Annotated in this window: 17 protein-coding genes; 8 read left to right on the top strand and 9 right to left on the bottom strand. The window is 42.3% G+C overall.

Annotation, left to right across the window (positions count from 1 at the left end; all coding sequences use genetic code 11):
- Positions 1-114 precede the first annotated feature (114 nt).
- A complete protein-coding gene (locus tag HM003_05255; GenBank protein ID MBX5328744.1) occupies positions 115-567 on the top strand; it encodes a hypothetical protein in 453 nt (150 codons plus the stop codon).
- Positions 568-605: 38 nt separating this feature from the next.
- Here the strand turns inward: HM003_05255 and HM003_05250 are convergent, their stop codons facing one another.
- Positions 606-899, bottom strand: a complete 294-nt coding sequence (locus HM003_05250) for a hypothetical protein (GenBank protein ID MBX5328743.1) — start codon at positions 897-899, stop codon at positions 606-608.
- Positions 900-991: 92 nt separating this feature from the next.
- Between HM003_05250 and HM003_05245 the strand changes: the two genes are divergently transcribed.
- Positions 992-1,417: a DUF296 domain-containing protein gene (locus tag HM003_05245; GenBank protein MBX5328742.1), complete on the top strand. Its 426-nt coding sequence runs from the start codon at positions 992-994 to the stop codon at positions 1,415-1,417.
- Here the strand turns inward: HM003_05245 and rimI are convergent.
- Both rimI and HM003_05235 read right to left on the bottom strand, forming a co-directional pair.
- Entirely contained in the window at positions 1,409-1,861 is a 453-nt protein-coding gene (rimI, locus tag HM003_05240) for a ribosomal protein S18-alanine N-acetyltransferase (protein ID MBX5328741.1), read from the bottom strand. The genes HM003_05245 and rimI overlap by 9 nt on opposite strands.
- Positions 1,862-2,917, bottom strand: a complete 1,056-nt coding sequence (locus HM003_05235; protein MBX5328740.1) for a flippase-like domain-containing protein — start codon at positions 2,915-2,917, stop codon at positions 1,862-1,864.
- A gap of 136 nt (positions 2,918-3,053) precedes the next feature.
- Between HM003_05235 and HM003_05230 the strand changes: the two genes are divergently transcribed.
- Positions 3,054-3,959 (top strand): radical SAM protein, encoded by a 906-nt coding sequence (locus HM003_05230; GenBank protein MBX5328739.1) that lies wholly within the window; start codon positions 3,054-3,056, stop codon positions 3,957-3,959.
- A 56-nt stretch (positions 3,960-4,015) separates the two neighbouring features.
- On the opposite strand, the gene HM003_05225 is transcribed toward HM003_05230, so the two are convergent.
- Positions 4,016-4,378, bottom strand: coding sequence for a hypothetical protein (locus HM003_05225; GenBank protein MBX5328738.1), 363 nt, complete (start codon positions 4,376-4,378; stop codon positions 4,016-4,018).
- A gap of 147 nt (positions 4,379-4,525) precedes the next feature.
- On the opposite strand from HM003_05225, the gene HM003_05220 reads away from it, so the two are divergent.
- The gene (locus HM003_05220; protein MBX5328737.1) at positions 4,526-5,080 is read left to right on the top strand and encodes an HDIG domain-containing protein; all 555 of its coding nucleotides are present in this window, start codon (positions 4,526-4,528) and stop codon (positions 5,078-5,080) included.
- A gap of 7 nt (positions 5,081-5,087) precedes the next feature.
- On the opposite strand, the gene HM003_05215 is transcribed toward HM003_05220, so the two are convergent.
- Positions 5,088-5,951 (bottom strand): DUF362 domain-containing protein, encoded by an 864-nt coding sequence (locus tag HM003_05215; GenBank protein MBX5328736.1) that lies wholly within the window; start codon positions 5,949-5,951, stop codon positions 5,088-5,090.
- A gap of 195 nt (positions 5,952-6,146) precedes the next feature.
- On the opposite strand from HM003_05215, the gene HM003_05210 reads away from it, so the two are divergent.
- Positions 6,147-7,007, top strand: coding sequence for a 3-hydroxyacyl-CoA dehydrogenase family protein (locus tag HM003_05210; GenBank protein MBX5328735.1), 861 nt, complete (start codon positions 6,147-6,149; stop codon positions 7,005-7,007).
- A gap of 13 nt (positions 7,008-7,020) precedes the next feature.
- Positions 7,021-7,803 carry a crotonase gene (locus HM003_05205; GenBank protein MBX5328734.1) on the top strand — a complete coding sequence of 261 codons (783 nt, stop codon included), beginning with the start codon at positions 7,021-7,023 and terminating at the stop codon, positions 7,801-7,803.
- A gap of 69 nt (positions 7,804-7,872) precedes the next feature.
- Here the strand turns inward: HM003_05205 and HM003_05200 are convergent, their stop codons facing one another.
- A complete protein-coding gene (locus HM003_05200) occupies positions 7,873-9,318 on the bottom strand; it encodes a tryptophanase (protein MBX5328733.1) in 1,446 nt (481 codons plus the stop codon).
- Between the two features lie 149 nt (positions 9,319-9,467).
- Here HM003_05200 and iorA point away from each other — a divergent pair, with 149 nt between their 5' ends.
- Together iorA and iorB are read left to right on the top strand one after the other, a co-directional pair.
- Positions 9,468-11,351, top strand: coding sequence for an indolepyruvate ferredoxin oxidoreductase subunit alpha (gene iorA / locus HM003_05195; protein ID MBX5328732.1), 1,884 nt, complete (start codon positions 9,468-9,470; stop codon positions 11,349-11,351).
- Between the two features lie 13 nt (positions 11,352-11,364).
- Positions 11,365-11,973, top strand: coding sequence for an indolepyruvate ferredoxin oxidoreductase subunit beta (gene iorB, locus HM003_05190; GenBank protein ID MBX5328731.1), 609 nt, complete (start codon positions 11,365-11,367; stop codon positions 11,971-11,973).
- 15 nt (positions 11,974-11,988) lie between these two features.
- Here the strand turns inward: iorB and HM003_05185 are convergent, their stop codons facing one another.
- The 3 genes from HM003_05185 to tuf form a co-directional block, all read right to left on the bottom strand.
- Complete coding sequence (locus tag HM003_05185; GenBank protein ID MBX5328730.1) at positions 11,989-12,330, bottom strand: hypothetical protein; 342 nt, start codon at positions 12,328-12,330, stop codon at positions 11,989-11,991.
- A gap of 9 nt (positions 12,331-12,339) precedes the next feature.
- A complete protein-coding gene (locus HM003_05180; GenBank protein ID MBX5328729.1) occupies positions 12,340-13,050 on the bottom strand; it encodes a hypothetical protein in 711 nt (236 codons plus the stop codon).
- A gap of 125 nt (positions 13,051-13,175) precedes the next feature.
- Positions 13,176-14,480 (bottom strand): translation elongation factor EF-1 subunit alpha, encoded by a 1,305-nt coding sequence (tuf, locus tag HM003_05175; protein MBX5328728.1) that lies wholly within the window; start codon positions 14,478-14,480, stop codon positions 13,176-13,178.
- Between the last annotated feature and the right edge of the window lie 21 nt (positions 14,481-14,501).

Here is a 14,501-nt window from a genome sequence, read left to right as displayed (position 1 = left end):
CTGAAACGGGCAGAAAGACACAAAAACAACAAAATTTCCATTTTTCACCTTTTAAAATTCAGAAAATTATTTAAACCAATCCATAGAACATAGAGGGTTAGGGAGAAGACTAGTATGCGTTCAGATTACGCCCTTTACGGAGTAGCAATAATATTGTTCGTTATAACTGCAATCTTTGTTACCTACCGCTTTGAATACTATGAACTTTCAGCAGTTACCACTACAGTTTTTGGTCTCTTATTCCTAGGTCTAGGCTACGCTCAAAGACCAAAGGCAAGAGCCGCGACCATTGAATCTCCACCACCACCGCCAGTATCGACTGCTACGGAGATTGTGCAAGAAGCAAAACCTGAAACAGTTGTCGAGGTGGCGCCGCCAAAAATTGAGCTTACAACGGTAAAAGGCATAAAAGAAAAGAGAGCTGCACAATTGAAGGCTCTAGGGATACACACTGTTGAAGACTTAGCTAAGGCTTCAGCAAACGATTTAGGCGCAAAACTGAAGATTTCGCCAAAAATCACTGAAAAATGGATTGCAAGTGCAAAGGAACTCTTGGAAAAATCCTAGAAAAGGGCTTTTCTAATAGTATTTAAGTTTACGGATGTTCAGAACTTCAAGATTCTTATTATATTCCTTCTTTCCAGTCGCTTGATTGCATCCAAAAATTCGTTCTTCTTTTTGCCAGTCACTTGGAAAGTTTGAAGCATGTCTTTCACGGGCATTTCAGGTTTTCCAAATCCCGCGGTTCTTTTGTGTAAGTGGTTGACTATTGAGCGTTCTAGTCTTCCGCAACGCCATGTTGTGTTGCGAAGTAAAACTACAATAGCCCTAACTAAGCCTTGCGTGTCGCTACTCTTTCTCCCAGTCAAATTGCCTTCACAACCAATAATCTTAGGCATTGGCTCTTTTAGAGTTTACGCTCAAAACCTTTAGAAACACCAAAACGCAAATGAAGACACAGAAATAAACATGATTAGAAATGGTGGAGAACATGTTGAAGGGACAAGTTGGAAAAATTTATTTTTCGCGCATACTGGAAAATGAGGATTTAGCTGAAGCCATAAAGAAGCGAGTGGAAGAAAGCGGCGTAACAGCTGGGGTTCTCATTTTTATTGGAAGCTTAAAAAATGCAGTGTTGGGATATTACAAAGAAGGACAATACAAGTCTATTCGATTGGATGGCCCATTAGAAATCGCCTCGGGTATGGGAAACATCGCTGTTAATGAAAAAGGCGAGATAATAGTTCATGCGCATCTGGTTGTTTCAGATGAGGAAGGCAGAGCTTATGGCGGACATTTGATGAAGGATTCTCATGTTGGCGCGACAGCGGAGCTTGTGATAATTGAGGGGGCTGGAGTGAACTTACAGAGAGTCTTTGACGAAAAAACAAAGCTGAATCTGCTGAAGTTAAGCTAAGTCCTTTCTTAAGTATATTCCATTTGCGTCTCTGTAATAGCCTTTGAGACGCGCAACTTTCTTGTATCCAAGTTTCTGGTAAAGCCTCAACGCGACAATGTTGTCTTCGCGTACTTCAAGATGGCATGTTTTAGCGCCTTTTTCCTTAAAGATTTTTTCAATTCCTTGTAGAAGTTTTTGTGCTATTCCTTTTTTTCGGTAGGCGGTTGAAACGTCTATTGTTAGAATATGGCCTGCCAATGCTGTTCTTTCTACGTATAACATGCCTATGACGAAGCCGACTATTTTGCCGCTTATTTTTGCAACTAAACCTACGGAATTATAATTTGTTAGTAAATTGGCAATTTGTTGTTTCGTGAAGGCTTCTTTGTCGAAGCATTCCATTTCGATTTCATATAGCCTATCTAGCTGTTGGATTGACGCGTCTTCGATTGTTACTTCCATTTAAGTCATCTTTTTCGTTGTTATTGCTTTAATTTCAAGCCACTGTTGCACGGCGAACCCTATGAAAAATCTAAGCCAAACAGTAAGAATACGTATTAGAATTGTTGCGGTTGCCGCAATGTCCATCGTCATATTCGGGGTTAGCCATTGAAAAAGTGACGCCATCGTTATTTCTGGAAGTCCAGCCTCAAACGGAATGCCTAAAGGAATTGATTGAATAGCGACAATTATTGAACACGTAACAACTATCACGCTCCAACTAATTGGGAAGCGCATGGACAAAAACACTAGATAGGCTACTCCGAAACTGAGAAGCCACGATAAGACATTAAAAACTAATGATAAAGAAAGACTTTTAGGCGCGTGACCGTATTCTTTGATTGACCCGTGAAACATTCTAGTCATTTTTATTACTTCATCCTTTATCCTTGTAAGTTTCCAGTGTCCACGAGTCAAAAACTCAATTAGCCTTATTCCGCCTTCAACAATCTTCAGCGTCCATGCCTCCTTGAAGCATAAGAGAATTAGCAGTACCAGAAAAACAGTAATTACAGCAGTTAACAGCAGTGTTAGGTTGATTAGGGTTCCACTGGCACGTTCTTGTAATATTAGGACGCTTACACCTAGAAGTAGACACATGACATTGATAGCCATCCCCATTAATCGTTGAACAACAACGGAAGCAACAACTTTTCCAGTCGTCCCAATTTGCTCTCTCTCGATTAAGTAGACTCTTGAAACTTCTCCACTTATCGACTCCGCCGGAATGATTATGTCAATGTAAATTCCATACCAAACATACATGAAAGCCCTCACAATGGAAAGCTTCACTGAAAGAAACGTGACCAAAAAATACCACGATAAAGAAAAGAAAAACGTCTCAAATAAAACGGTTATGATTGCCAAAAAATAAACAGAAACGTCAATGTGTTGAGCGATTGCAATTATTTCTGGAATATCTACATTAAAAAAGTAAAGATACAAGAAAAAAGCCACCAAGCCCACGACTGGCAAAACAACGCTTTTCCAAGTAATTTTAGGCTTCGTCACAGTCATTAATGCCTTGCACCTGACATTGAAAGCAAAAGGAATCCGACCACAATTATATATTTTACCTAATTCACCCACGCAATGTGCACTTTTCGGCAAGATTTAACTATTCTAGCATACTAAAATCTACTTGGTGCTCTTGTTGAGTTTAAAAGGGGTTCATTTTCTCCTCACTTACCGGTGCGACTTGGAATGTGACCACTGTTTTGTCTGGGGAAGCCCTAAAGCAAAAGGCACCTTCACACTTGAACAAATCAGAAACATTTTGGAAGAGGCAAGAAAGCTGCCAACTGTAGATTACATTGCCATAGAAGGTGGCGAACCTTTCCTATACTATCCCATAATGGTCAAAGCCGCTTCAGAAGCGGCAGAATTTGGTTTTCGTGTGGAAATTCTTTCAAACTGTTACTGGGCTACGTGTCCAGACGACGCTGTGGAATGGCTACGTCCCATAGCAGAAATCAAAAATGTTGAATTGACTTTAAGTAGCGATTTTTACCATGGAGAAAACTGGGAAACTGAAACAGTAAGGAACGCTGTGAAGGCGGCTCATGTACTGCAAATGAAAGCAGACATACTTGCCATCAAAGACCCACACGCTGCAAAACCGTGCCCAAAAGAAATTGAAGGAGCAAAGGTTGATTTATGCGAGTTAATGTATAAAGGCAGAGCCTTTTCGAAATTGCCACAAAGTGTAGCCAAAAAGCCTTGGCGTGAATTCACTAAATGCCCCTACGAAAACTTCGCTAACCAAGAAAGAGTTCACATAGACCCGCTCGGATATGTGCACGTTTGTCAAGGCATCTCAATCGGCAACGCTTGGCAAAAGCCCTTTGCAAAAATAATTGAAGAATACAATCCCTACGAAAATCCAATCCTTGAGCCTCTGGTTCGTAGTGGTCCTGTGGCTTTGGTTGAAAAGTTCTGTTTGTCACATGAGGAAGCCTATGCTGATGCGTGTCACATGTGTTATGCTGCACGTCTTCTATTAAGAAATAAATATCCAGACGTTCTTGCGCCTGACCAAATGTATGGTGAGTTTGAATAACATAACACCCTAACATTCTTAAGCTACACTGAAAAGTGCCAAGCAATGCCCGGATATTAACCTAGATATGAAACCGCAACAGCCAAAAGCATTAATAAAGCCCCAATAAGCATGCAGACTATTCCGAAGGCAACTTGTTTTTTACGTTGTTCCCTTAAATATTCCGTGTATCCACCAGGACTTGCGTACAGAGATTGCCAACGTTCTATGCGTAGCGCTGAATAGCCAGATGCAATCAAGGCGCCTATTCCGAAGATTATTATTCCCTCAAAGAAAAGCAAGTCGCTGAAAACAACTTTTGCGGGTTTGTTTCCCCAGAAAGGGCTTCCGCTTGTAAAAAGAACTATGAGAACGTCAAAAATGAATATGAATGGAACAACTATGCCTATTTTCTTCCATGGTTCAAAATTTAGGTCCATGTTCACTAATTTATGTGTATGTTCACAAAGAATATATCTTTATTGCATGACGCCTTTTGCTTGCTGTAGCCCAGAAAATCTGCAATCTCGTTATATAGTACTTTATGCTTCTTTTGAAACGATTAAGTTAAGGGTTCAGGTGATGTTATGTTAACTCGCAACGAAGCTATTAATCTAGTTAAAAATAATGTTTCAAAAAGGAATGTTTTCTTTCACATGCTTGCAGTTGAGGCTATAATGCGGAGTACAGCGAAATATTTGGGCGAAAACGAAGAGCAATGGGCGCTTATAGGATTGTTACATGACATTGACTATGAAAAGACTGAGGCGATACCGGAAAAGCATAGTCTGCTAACAGAACAAATCCTCAAAGGACTTATCCCAGAAGAGTTGGTTAGGGCTATTAAGGCGCACAACTTTCGTTATACTGGTGTTATGCCTGAAACAAGGATGGAGAAGGCGTTAATTGCCAGTGATGCAATTTCTGGGTTGCTGGTTGCATGTGCCTTAGTGATGCCGTCAAAGAAGTTGGCGGACGTGAAAGTGGAAACTGTTGCGAAGAAGTTTAAAGACAAGGATTTTGCAAGAGGAGCCGAGAGAGAACGCATACTTGTCTGCGAAGAAATTGGGATTCCAAGGGAGAAGTTTTTTGAAATTGCGCTTAACGGACTTAAAAATGTGGCAGCAGAGATAGGCTTATAATTTCTATCTATCCGCTTATGAGCATGTATTCCTGCTCGTTTTTAACGCCTAACTCAAGTTCCACGGCTCTGCGTATTTGTGTATAATTCCATGGGTCTTCTTTAAGACTAGCGCCTTCGTAACCTTCAATAATTTTTAATGTTTCTACATCAATGGCTACTCTGTCGCCAGAAGCAAGTATAACGTTTGGTTCTTGGAGTTCGCCGCATGCAGGTCCGCCATTTATGAAACACTTTCTTCCATCCATTATTATTAAGTTCGGATGCACAACGAGGTTTAAATCAGCGATTTTTTCTTCCAAATACCTCATGTGCAAAAGCATCCGCTCGCTCGGCTTCATAAAACCGACAGCCAATTTCAAGCTTAAAGTGAATTTTGCAAACTTGTGCGTTTTCATACAACAGACGTAAACAAGTTTCGCCGCATTCAACGCGGTCTCGGGTAAACTGACCTTTTTGAGGTAATTGCCGCCTGTGGAGATTTTAATCCATTTTCCTTCGTCGAAAAACACAAGTTCCGCGCCTGCTTCTTCAGCTTTGCTAATCATTCCAGTTTCCTTAAGCACATTTCTTGTGTGAAGTGAAAACATGGAAGACTCACCAATAACAACCTTTCCAGCACCATGCTCAAGCAACAATTCGATAACTGCTTTAACAAATTCTGGGTCGCTCGAAGCAGGCGGAGGGTCAGCAGTGTTAAAATTAGGCTTCAAAAGAAACTCATCACCTTTTTCAACGACTTTGTTAAAGCCACCAATCAAGTTTACTGCTTTTAAAATGCTTTCCTTAACATTTGCAGTACAGCTCACTTTGCTAACCAACACTTTGTTGTCTTTCACATACGGATTCATTTTAAACTTGCCAATCGCCATATGGCTCGCCAGATAACACTAACAAAACAAGCGCTGCTCGAGAATTTTAGTTTTTTTACAGAAAATTTGGTATGCGGCTGCTCTGGCTTGCTCGAACCTTGCGAATTGACGCTTAAATATTCTGTTTTTGTTTGAAAAACCTTTTTAACAAAACATCAACCTAATACTTTTCAAAATTCAAAAGGTGAAAACATTATGGAAGTTAAGAAAATTGCAGTTTTAGGTGCCGGCTTAATGGGACACGGCATATGCCAAGTAGCCGCACAATCCGGATACGAAGTAAACTTGCGTGACATCGAGCAACGCTTCGTAGACAACGGCATGCAAATGATAAAAACTAGCTTACAAAAGTTTCAAGCAAAAGGGCAACTGACAGAAACGCAAGTCAACGAAACCCTTGGCAGAATACACCCCACAATAGACTTGAAAGAAGCAGTCTCCAACGTAGACCTCATTATCGAAGCAGTAACAGAAAACGTTGAACTCAAAAAAGCCACATACCGCGAAGTAGACCAATACGCATCAGCCCACGCAATAATCGCTTCAAACACTTCATCAATAAGCATAACCGAATTGGGCTCAACAACCAAACGTCCAGAAAAAGTCTGCGGAATGCACTTCTTTAATCCGCCACAACTAATGAAACTCATCGAAGTCATCAAAGGCGCAAAAACTTCCGAGGAAACCATACAAACCGTGCTTGCAGTTGCGCAGAAAATGGGAAAAGAAACCGTTCTAGTCAAGAAAGACTGTCCTGGCTTCATCGTGAATCGCATATTAATTCCAGCCTTAAACGAAGCAGTTGCCTTGTACTGGGAAGGCGTGGCAGACAGAGACGACATAGACAAAGCCATAAAGCTGGGCTTAAACTGGCCTATGGGACCGCTTATGCTTTTGGACTACATAGGCGCGGACACAACATTAGCCATTGCGGAAATTTTGGAGAAAGAAATAGACCCGAAGTTTCATCCGCACACCGGATTGAAGCAGATGGTTAAGGCACAGTTGCTTGGAAGAAAAACTGGCAAGGGCTTCTATGACTGGACACAAAAATAGGAGCGCACGTAAAATGGAGTTTAAACTTATAATTTACGAGAAAAGCGAAGGCGTAGCCACAATCACTTTGAACCGTCCAGAAGCACTAAACGCGTTCAGCAAAGAAGTTGTAAAAGAGGTTTTGCAAGCTGTAGAAGACGCTCGAAATGATGAGAATGTGCGCGTTGTTGTATTAACTGGCGCTGGGGAAAAAGCGTTCTCAGCGGGCGCGGACATCAAAGCCATGAAAGGAATGAACGCGTTGAAAGCAAGAGAGCTCTCGTTGATGGGTGAAAAACTTTGTCTCGCATTTGAAAATTTGGAGAAACCTGCCATAGCGGCGATAAACGGTTACGCTTTGGGCGGCGGCTTAGAAGTTGCCATGTCATGCGACCTTCGTGTTGCTTCGGAAAACGCTAGGATGGGACAAACAGAAATCAATATTGGCTTGATTCCTGGTTGGGGTGGGACGCAGAGGCTTACGCGTTTGGTGGGTGTTGGAAAAGCTAAAGAGTTGGTCTATACGGGGAAGATGATTGACGCGAAAACGGCTGAGCAGCTTGGTATTGTGAACATGGTTGTCCCCGTTGACAAGTTTCGAGAAACTGTGAGGCAATTTGCTTTGGAGTTAGCGTCAAAAGCTCCTGTAGCGCTTAAAGTTGCTAAAGCATTAATCAATAAGGGCTCAGAGATAAGCTTGGATGCTGCGTTGGCTTTGGAACGTGAAGGCTTCGGCGTGGTTGCGTCAACAGAAGACCTGCAAGAAGGCGTCGCGGCGTTTACAGAGAAAAGAAAACCAACATTCAAAGGCAAATAAACAAAAAACTCTGAACTTCTTTCCTTTATTTTCTAGAGTTACATTAAAAAGAATAAAGTTGGAAAGAGTTTAGTGGTCGCCTATTTCTTTTTTGCATACTTCAGCTAGGTTTCTTCCCCAGTTGTCTAAGGCTTCTAGTTTTCCAAGGAAGAAACGCAACACTGGCGGTTCAAAAACGAATTTTAAGCCTTTCACCAAATTTCTGTGCTTGTAAAGCCAGTTTATCCTATCCACTGCATATTCAATGTGTGATATAGTGTAGACTCTTCTTGGAAGCGCAAGCCTAGTCAATTCCAAATCCGCGAAGACTTCCTTTCCATCTTTGTCTCTTTCCATTGAAATTGTGCCTCTTTCCATGCTTCGGATACCCGAAACAATGTAGAGTGCTGCTGTCAACGCGCCAGCTGGATATTCTGATTGGGGAATGTGTGGCAAAAACTTCTTTGCGTCCAAATGGCAAGCCAATCCGCCTGGCGGCGTAACCACTGGAATTCCAGTTTCCTTCAGTCTATTCACAAAGTATTTTATTTGTTCTATTGCGCAACCAGCCATATCAAAGTCTACCATCTCGCGCATTCCAACAGCCATAGCTGCGACTTCCCTTTGAGACATTCCGCCGTAAGTGAAGAAGCCTTCGTAAACTGGAAGCCAAGGCTGCAACTTTTCAAACAGTTCCTTGTTGTTTGTTGCTATGCAGCCGCCTCTGACGCACGTGTTTTTCCTTCCGCTCATGTAGAAAATATCAGCGTAACTGCACATTTCTTTGACTATTTCCGCGACTGTTTTGTTTTCGTAGCCTTTTTCGCGCTGCTTTATTAAATAGGCGTTTTCGCTGATTAGGCTTCCATCTAAAACGAGAATTAAGCCGTGCTCCTTACAGATTTGTTTGATTTCCTTGAGATTCTGCATTGAGAATGGTTGACCGCCAAGAAGGTTAGTTGTTGCTTCCATGCGCACGTAAGCTACTTTTTCTTTTCCATACTTTTTAATCACGTTTTTCAGTTTTTGTGGGTCCATGTTGCCCTTAAACGGGTTAATGCTTTCCGTTTTCAACGCTTCATCATAATAAATTTCTAAGCATGCAGCTCCACCAGTCAATTCAATGTGAACCTTAGTTGTAGTAAAATGATAGTTTGTCGGAACCACATCACCGGGTTTCGCGAACACTTTGGAGATTAAATGTTCTGCAGCTCTTCCTTGGTGAACATTCATTACATATTTGTATCCTAGAACGTCTTTTACTGCGTCTGCGAACTCGTAAAAGGTCATGCTGCCTGCGTAAGCGTCGTCAACCCGCATCATGGCAGCGTATTGGTTGTCGCTCATTGCGTTTACGCCGCTGTCTGTGAGCATGTCGAGAAACACGTCTTTAGTTTTAAGCTGGAAGGTGTTGTAGCCCGCTTCTTCTATGGCTTTGAGACGTTGGTCAACTGGTGGCAAAGAAATTTTCTGCACCATCCGCGCCTTGTGCATTTCAATTGGGATTTCTTTTCCATTAGACAGTTTTATGGACATTATTACAAACCTCACGAATGAAAGCTGTGTATCCTAACCGCGTTTTAATAATTCTTTCGGTTCAAGATTGCTTTTCGCGTTGAATCACCAAAAGTTATATTTGAAGCCGAAAGAATGAACGACTTCTACACGCGCTGAGGAGAAAATGTTTGCCTGATTCACGTTTACTATTACAAGATGCGCCAAATAAACGGGCGCTTTTGCTTGGCAACGAAGCAATAGCCAGAGGAATCTTAGAAGCGGGCATAAGCGTGGTAACCACTTATCCGGGCACGCCGGCGTCTGAAATAGCGGATTCCATCTCTGAAATTGCGGCTGAAGCGGGCGTTTATATGGAGTATTCAATTAACGAGATGGTTGCTGTGGAAGTTGCTGCGGCAACTGCAAACTGTGGTGTGCGGTCGCTTTCTGCAATGAAGCATGTAGGATTGAATGTTGCTGCAGACGCACTTATGACATTAGCGTACATGGGTGTAAAAGGCGGATGCGTAATCGTTACGGCTGATGACCCAGAATGTTACAGTTCCCAGAACGAGCAAGATAACCGTTTTTACGCTTTACTCGCAAATCTTCCATGCTTAGAGCCTTCAAACGCCCAAGAAGCCAAAGACATGACAGTTTCTGCTGTTGAAATTTCCGAAAAATTAGAGCTTCCAGTCTTGCTTAGGACTACAACTCGAGTGAGTCACACACGCGGACCAGTAACTTACGGCAAACTTACAAAACCTAGTCTCAAAGGCGAATTTGTCAGAGACATAAAACGCATGAATCTGGTTCCAGCGAATTCCAGACCAATGCACACTGTTCTATTGACAAAAGCGGAGAAAGCTAAAGAAATCAGCGAAACATCACCATACAACACCATAGTGCGCAGAAGCAAAAGTGGCAAGCTTGGCGTAATCTCCGCAAGCGCAGCCTTCAACTACGCCATGGAAGCTATAGATGCGTTAGATTTAGACGCCAGCATCCTCAAACTGGGCATGACTCATCCATTGCCAGAAAAACTGATAGGAACTTTTTTGAGAAAGCACAAGAAAATCGTTGTTGTTGAAGAGCTTGAGCCTTATCTGGAAATGCAAATTAAAGCCATAGCCAAGGATTACGCTCCAAACGTGAAGATTTATGGAAAAATGGGTACACTGTATTTTCCGAGAGACGGCGAACTTTCTACACGCGCGGTAGTGATTGGCTTAGCAAAGATAACAAGAAGAAAATTGCCAATAGACCTCAAAGAGATTGACAGAAAATACGCTGAAGTTTTGAAAGATTTGCCGCGCAGACCGCCAATATTATGCGCTGGATGCCCTCACAGAGCCACATTCTACGTGATAAGGAAAGCCACGGATGGCAAAGCAGTTTACCCAAACGACATAGGCTGTTACGCTTTGGGATTTGCGCCGCCATTAAGCATTGGTGATGGCTTCTTGTGTATGGGTTCAAGCGTGAGCATGGCCCAAGGCATAAGCAAAGTGACGGGAAGAGACACTATTGGAATTATTGGCGACTCTACATTTTTCCATGCAGCTATCCCAGGACTAATTAACGCCGTCTATAACAACCACAAAATAACCTTAGCCGTTCTAGACAACCAAGCAACCGCCATGACTGGACATCAACCACACCCAGGAACAGGCGTGACAGGCATGGGTGTTCCGACCGAGAAGGTGCTAATTGAAAAAGTTGCTGAGGGATGCGGTGTAAAATTCGTAAGAGTTGTTGACCCGTTCAAAGTTAAAGAGGCAACAGCAGTTTTGAAGGAAGCCTTACAGCATTCTGGTCCTTCTGTAGTTGTTTTCCGTTCTCCTTGTGCCTTAATGGTTGTTAGAGATAGACGACGAAAGGGCGCAAAAATAATGGTTTGCAAAATAACTGAGGAATGCACGAATTGTATGGCATGCATTAAATTGCTGGGTTGTCCAGCTTTGGTTTTGGTGGATGGAAAGGCAAGCATCAATGAAACACTTTGCATCGGATGTGGATTGTGCGCTTCAGTTTGTCCATACCAAGCTATAAAATGTGAGGAGATAGGTTAAGGAAGTGCTATGAATGAAGGGATTCAACATTGTTTTGACTGGAGTTGGCGGGCAAGGCATACTTTTAGCAGCGGAAATTCTTGGAACAGCGGCTCTTAAGGAAGGGTTGAACGTTCGAGTAAGCGAGATTCACGGAATGGCGCAGAGAGGCGGAGCAGTAGTTTCTAACGTGAGAATTGGAGAAAATGTTTTGGCGCCCACGTTTCTCGACGGTAAAGCAGATATACTCTTGGGATTTGAGCCATTAGAGACTCTGCGCAGTTTGAACTTCGCCTCAGAAAAGACAATCATTATAATGAGTGATGAAAGGATTACGCCAACCGAGCTCACTGCTAAAAAGATGGAATACCCAAGCTTGAAAGAAATAACCAACAAGATTTGCAGTTTCACAAAGAACATCATTATCGTGGAAGCTGCAAAACTTGCCAAAGAAGCTGGAAACATCCTAACAGAAAATGTTGTGTTAATCGGTGCTTTAGCTGCTACGAAAAAGATACCAGTAAAAGATGAAAGCATCCTAGAAGCTTTGAAGGAACTTGTGCCCACCAAACATTTAGGCACGAACATTAAAGCATTCAAACTTGGCTATGAATACGCACAAAAATATAAACTGAAACATTAAGTGCCTTCAACCATTTTATTTTTGCTCGTTTTCGTCTTTCAAAATCACCTCCAGAATGCTTTTGAAGATTTTCATGTCCGAAACGTTAACTATTGGAAGTTGAAGGCTCTTTTCCACTTCATAAATTTTCTCGTATTTCGGAAATTTCGCATAGCAGATTTGGCTTATTGGAAACTCTTTCTTTTTCAGCTCATGCTCGAAGGATTTCTCGTAAACTTCCAAGCATAAAACATACCCATCTATCCAGTAAAGCCTGTTCGCGCCGAATGTCGTAGCACACCATACGATATCGTTGACTGGACGCTTGTCTAACCCTAGTATGCTGACTTTTCGCGTCGGAGAAACTTCCACGTCCATATAGCTTTTTCACTCCTTGAAAGGGGTGTTCAGCACTTCTTTAACTTTGCCGCTTATTACCGGTCCAAGTCCATAAACTGTTTTGGGCCAGTCGTCCACGTTTATCAGCGCGTTCAGTGGTGTCTGGTAGGTTTTGAGGATGGATATGGCTTTTTCTCTACCAACCAATGGCAAACTTGCAATCAAGTATATCTGGGCATCTTCTATTGTTTCGCACTTTTTGATTGGGTGAATCGTTGGATGCCGTTTTTCAACTATTTGTTCTTGGCGAGCAGCCACGTAAAGAAAATCCACTGTTTCCTTGTATGAGGTTGTGTTGACCATTGCTATGCCGTTTTTTGCGAGGTTAAACATGGCGCCCCAAACCGAGACTGGTTGGATTCGGCTAAATTTGTAAATTATTGGCAGATAGCCTTCCAGAACGATTAACGATTTGGGATAAACCTCTTTCAGTTTGAAAAGTTGCTCGAAAAGGTAACGTCTAGTAAGCGTGTAGACAAAGTCTTGAACGGTTTTTCTTTCCACAGCACACATGTCAGATAAGATGTAGTCGCCTTTCTCTAAAGTTTCAATTTTAACATTGACGCCGCGTTCTCTGAGACCTTTAACAATTTTTGTAGCCGTATTCGCCTCGCGACTGTCAACAATTATTGTCGGCTGCTCTTGCTCTTCGGTTTTCTTTTCCTTCAAGTATGGAAGCAACGTTTCAGTTCCAGACATGACACCAACTCTATTTCTAATGGTTTTATATGAGAACTTAAGGCTATTTATTGATAAAACTTAAGCATAACACGCAGAACTCAAAAAACGTGGAATACAAATATAAAAATGGAAGAAAAGAAATTTTATGGTCCTTTCTTCGTGATCTCTTTAACCACACCCGCGGCAATCGTTGTTCCCATGTCTCTTACTGCGAATCTTCCAAGTTCAGGAAATTCAGTGTAAGTCTCGATGGCGATTGGATGCAAAGGCTCCATTCTTACCCAGGCTGCGTCGCCGGTTTTCAAGAATGTTGGTTTTTCTTCTACAACTTGCCCAGAACGTGGATCAATTTTCTTTATTAGCTCAGTGAACCGGCATGCAACTTGTCCTGTGTGGTAGTGCAGAACTGGTGTGTATCCTGCTGCAACAGCCGTGGGGTGATAGATGACAATTATTTGCCCGATGAATTCTTTGGCTACTGTTGGCGGATTTGTAACGTGTCCACAGACGTCTCCGCGGCGAATGTCTGTTTTTGCAATGCCTCTAACGTTGAATCCAATGTTGTCGCCTGGCTCAGCTTTCGGTATTCTTGTGTGGTGCATTTCTAAAGATTTCACTTCGCCTTGCTTGTTTGCTGGCATGAATATGACAACATCGTTTTCCTTCAATATTCCAGTTTCCACTCGACCCACTGGAACTGTGCCTACACCAGTAATGCTGTAAACATCTTGAATTGGAATGCGTAATGGTTTGCCTGTTGGTTTTGGAGGAACCTCAAAAGTGTCTAAAGCATCAATTAATGTTGGTCCAGTATACCAGGGCATTTTGTCGCTTTTCTTGACAAGGTTGTCGCCAGTCCAGCCGGATGTTGGCACGAACGGTATTTTCTCAACCTTATAACCAACCATCTTAAGCATTCTTGCAACTTCATTTTTGACTTCGTTGTATCTGTCTTGGCTCCAGTTAACAGAAACATCATCCATCTTGTTAATAGCTACAGTCAATTGGTTAACGCCCAAAGTAAAAGCCAAGAACGCGTGTTCTCGGGTTTGTCCGCCAGGTCCGATGCCAGCTTCGAATTCGCCTCTTTTGGCTGACACAAAGAGTATTGCACCGTCGGCTTGGCTTGCGCCGGTTATCATGTTTTTAACGAAGTCTCTGTGTCCTGGTGCGTCGATTACTGTGAAATAGTATTTTTTGGTTTCGAACTTTAAGAATCGAAGGTCAATTGTTAAGCCTCTTTCTCTTTCCTCTTTCAAGTTGTCGAGAACCCATGCGAACTTGAAGGTTTCTTTGCCCATTTTTTTGGCTTCTTCTTCGAACGCTTTTATTGTTCTGTCGTCTACGGCTCCTGCCAAGTATAGCAAGTGTCCTGTGGTTGTTGATTTTCCGTGGTCAACATGTCCCATGATTACTAGGTTTAAGTGCGGCTTTTCTGGTCTGCTCATTCTTTTTCCTCCTTATTTTTG

The sequence above is a fragment of the Candidatus Bathyarchaeota archaeon A05DMB-5 genome (assembly GCA_019685655.1).
Classification (GTDB): Archaea; Thermoproteota; Bathyarchaeia; order Bathyarchaeales; family Bathycorpusculaceae; genus DSLH01.
Note: the sequence above shows the minus strand (reverse complement) of the source record. Positions and strands in the feature narration are given on the sequence as shown.

Bases quoted from the DNA above. Each gene is read 5' to 3' on its own strand.
- HM003_05185 (MBX5328730.1), bottom strand. From the start codon at position 12,330: ATGGACGTGGAAGTTTCTCCGACGCGAAAAGTCAGCATACTAGGGTTA.
- HM003_05205 (MBX5328734.1), top strand. From the start codon at position 7,021: ATGGAGTTTAAACTTATAATTTACGAGAAAAGCGAAGGCGTAGCCACA.
- HM003_05245 (MBX5328742.1), top strand. From the start codon at position 992: ATGTTGAAGGGACAAGTTGGAAAAATTTATTTTTCGCGCATACTGGAA.
- HM003_05250 (MBX5328743.1), bottom strand. From the start codon at position 899: ATGCCTAAGATTATTGGTTGTGAAGGCAATTTGACTGGGAGAAAGAGT.
- HM003_05255 (MBX5328744.1), top strand. From the start codon at position 115: ATGCGTTCAGATTACGCCCTTTACGGAGTAGCAATAATATTGTTCGTT.
- rimI (MBX5328741.1), bottom strand. From the start codon at position 1,861: ATGGAAGTAACAATCGAAGACGCGTCAATCCAACAGCTAGATAGGCTA.
- HM003_05235 (MBX5328740.1), bottom strand. From the start codon at position 2,917: ATGACTGTGACGAAGCCTAAAATTACTTGGAAAAGCGTTGTTTTGCCA.
- HM003_05215 (MBX5328736.1), bottom strand. From the start codon at position 5,951: ATGGCGATTGGCAAGTTTAAAATGAATCCGTATGTGAAAGACAACAAA.
- iorB (MBX5328731.1), top strand. From the start codon at position 11,365: ATGAAGGGATTCAACATTGTTTTGACTGGAGTTGGCGGGCAAGGCATA.
- HM003_05200 (MBX5328733.1), bottom strand. From the start codon at position 9,318: ATGTCCATAAAACTGTCTAATGGAAAAGAAATCCCAATTGAAATGCAC.
- tuf (MBX5328728.1), bottom strand. From the start codon at position 14,480: ATGAGCAGACCAGAAAAGCCGCACTTAAACCTAGTAATCATGGGACAT.
- HM003_05210 (MBX5328735.1), top strand. From the start codon at position 6,147: ATGGAAGTTAAGAAAATTGCAGTTTTAGGTGCCGGCTTAATGGGACAC.
- HM003_05220 (MBX5328737.1), top strand. From the start codon at position 4,526: ATGTTAACTCGCAACGAAGCTATTAATCTAGTTAAAAATAATGTTTCA.
- HM003_05225 (MBX5328738.1), bottom strand. From the start codon at position 4,378: ATGGACCTAAATTTTGAACCATGGAAGAAAATAGGCATAGTTGTTCCA.
- HM003_05180 (MBX5328729.1), bottom strand. From the start codon at position 13,050: ATGTCTGGAACTGAAACGTTGCTTCCATACTTGAAGGAAAAGAAAACC.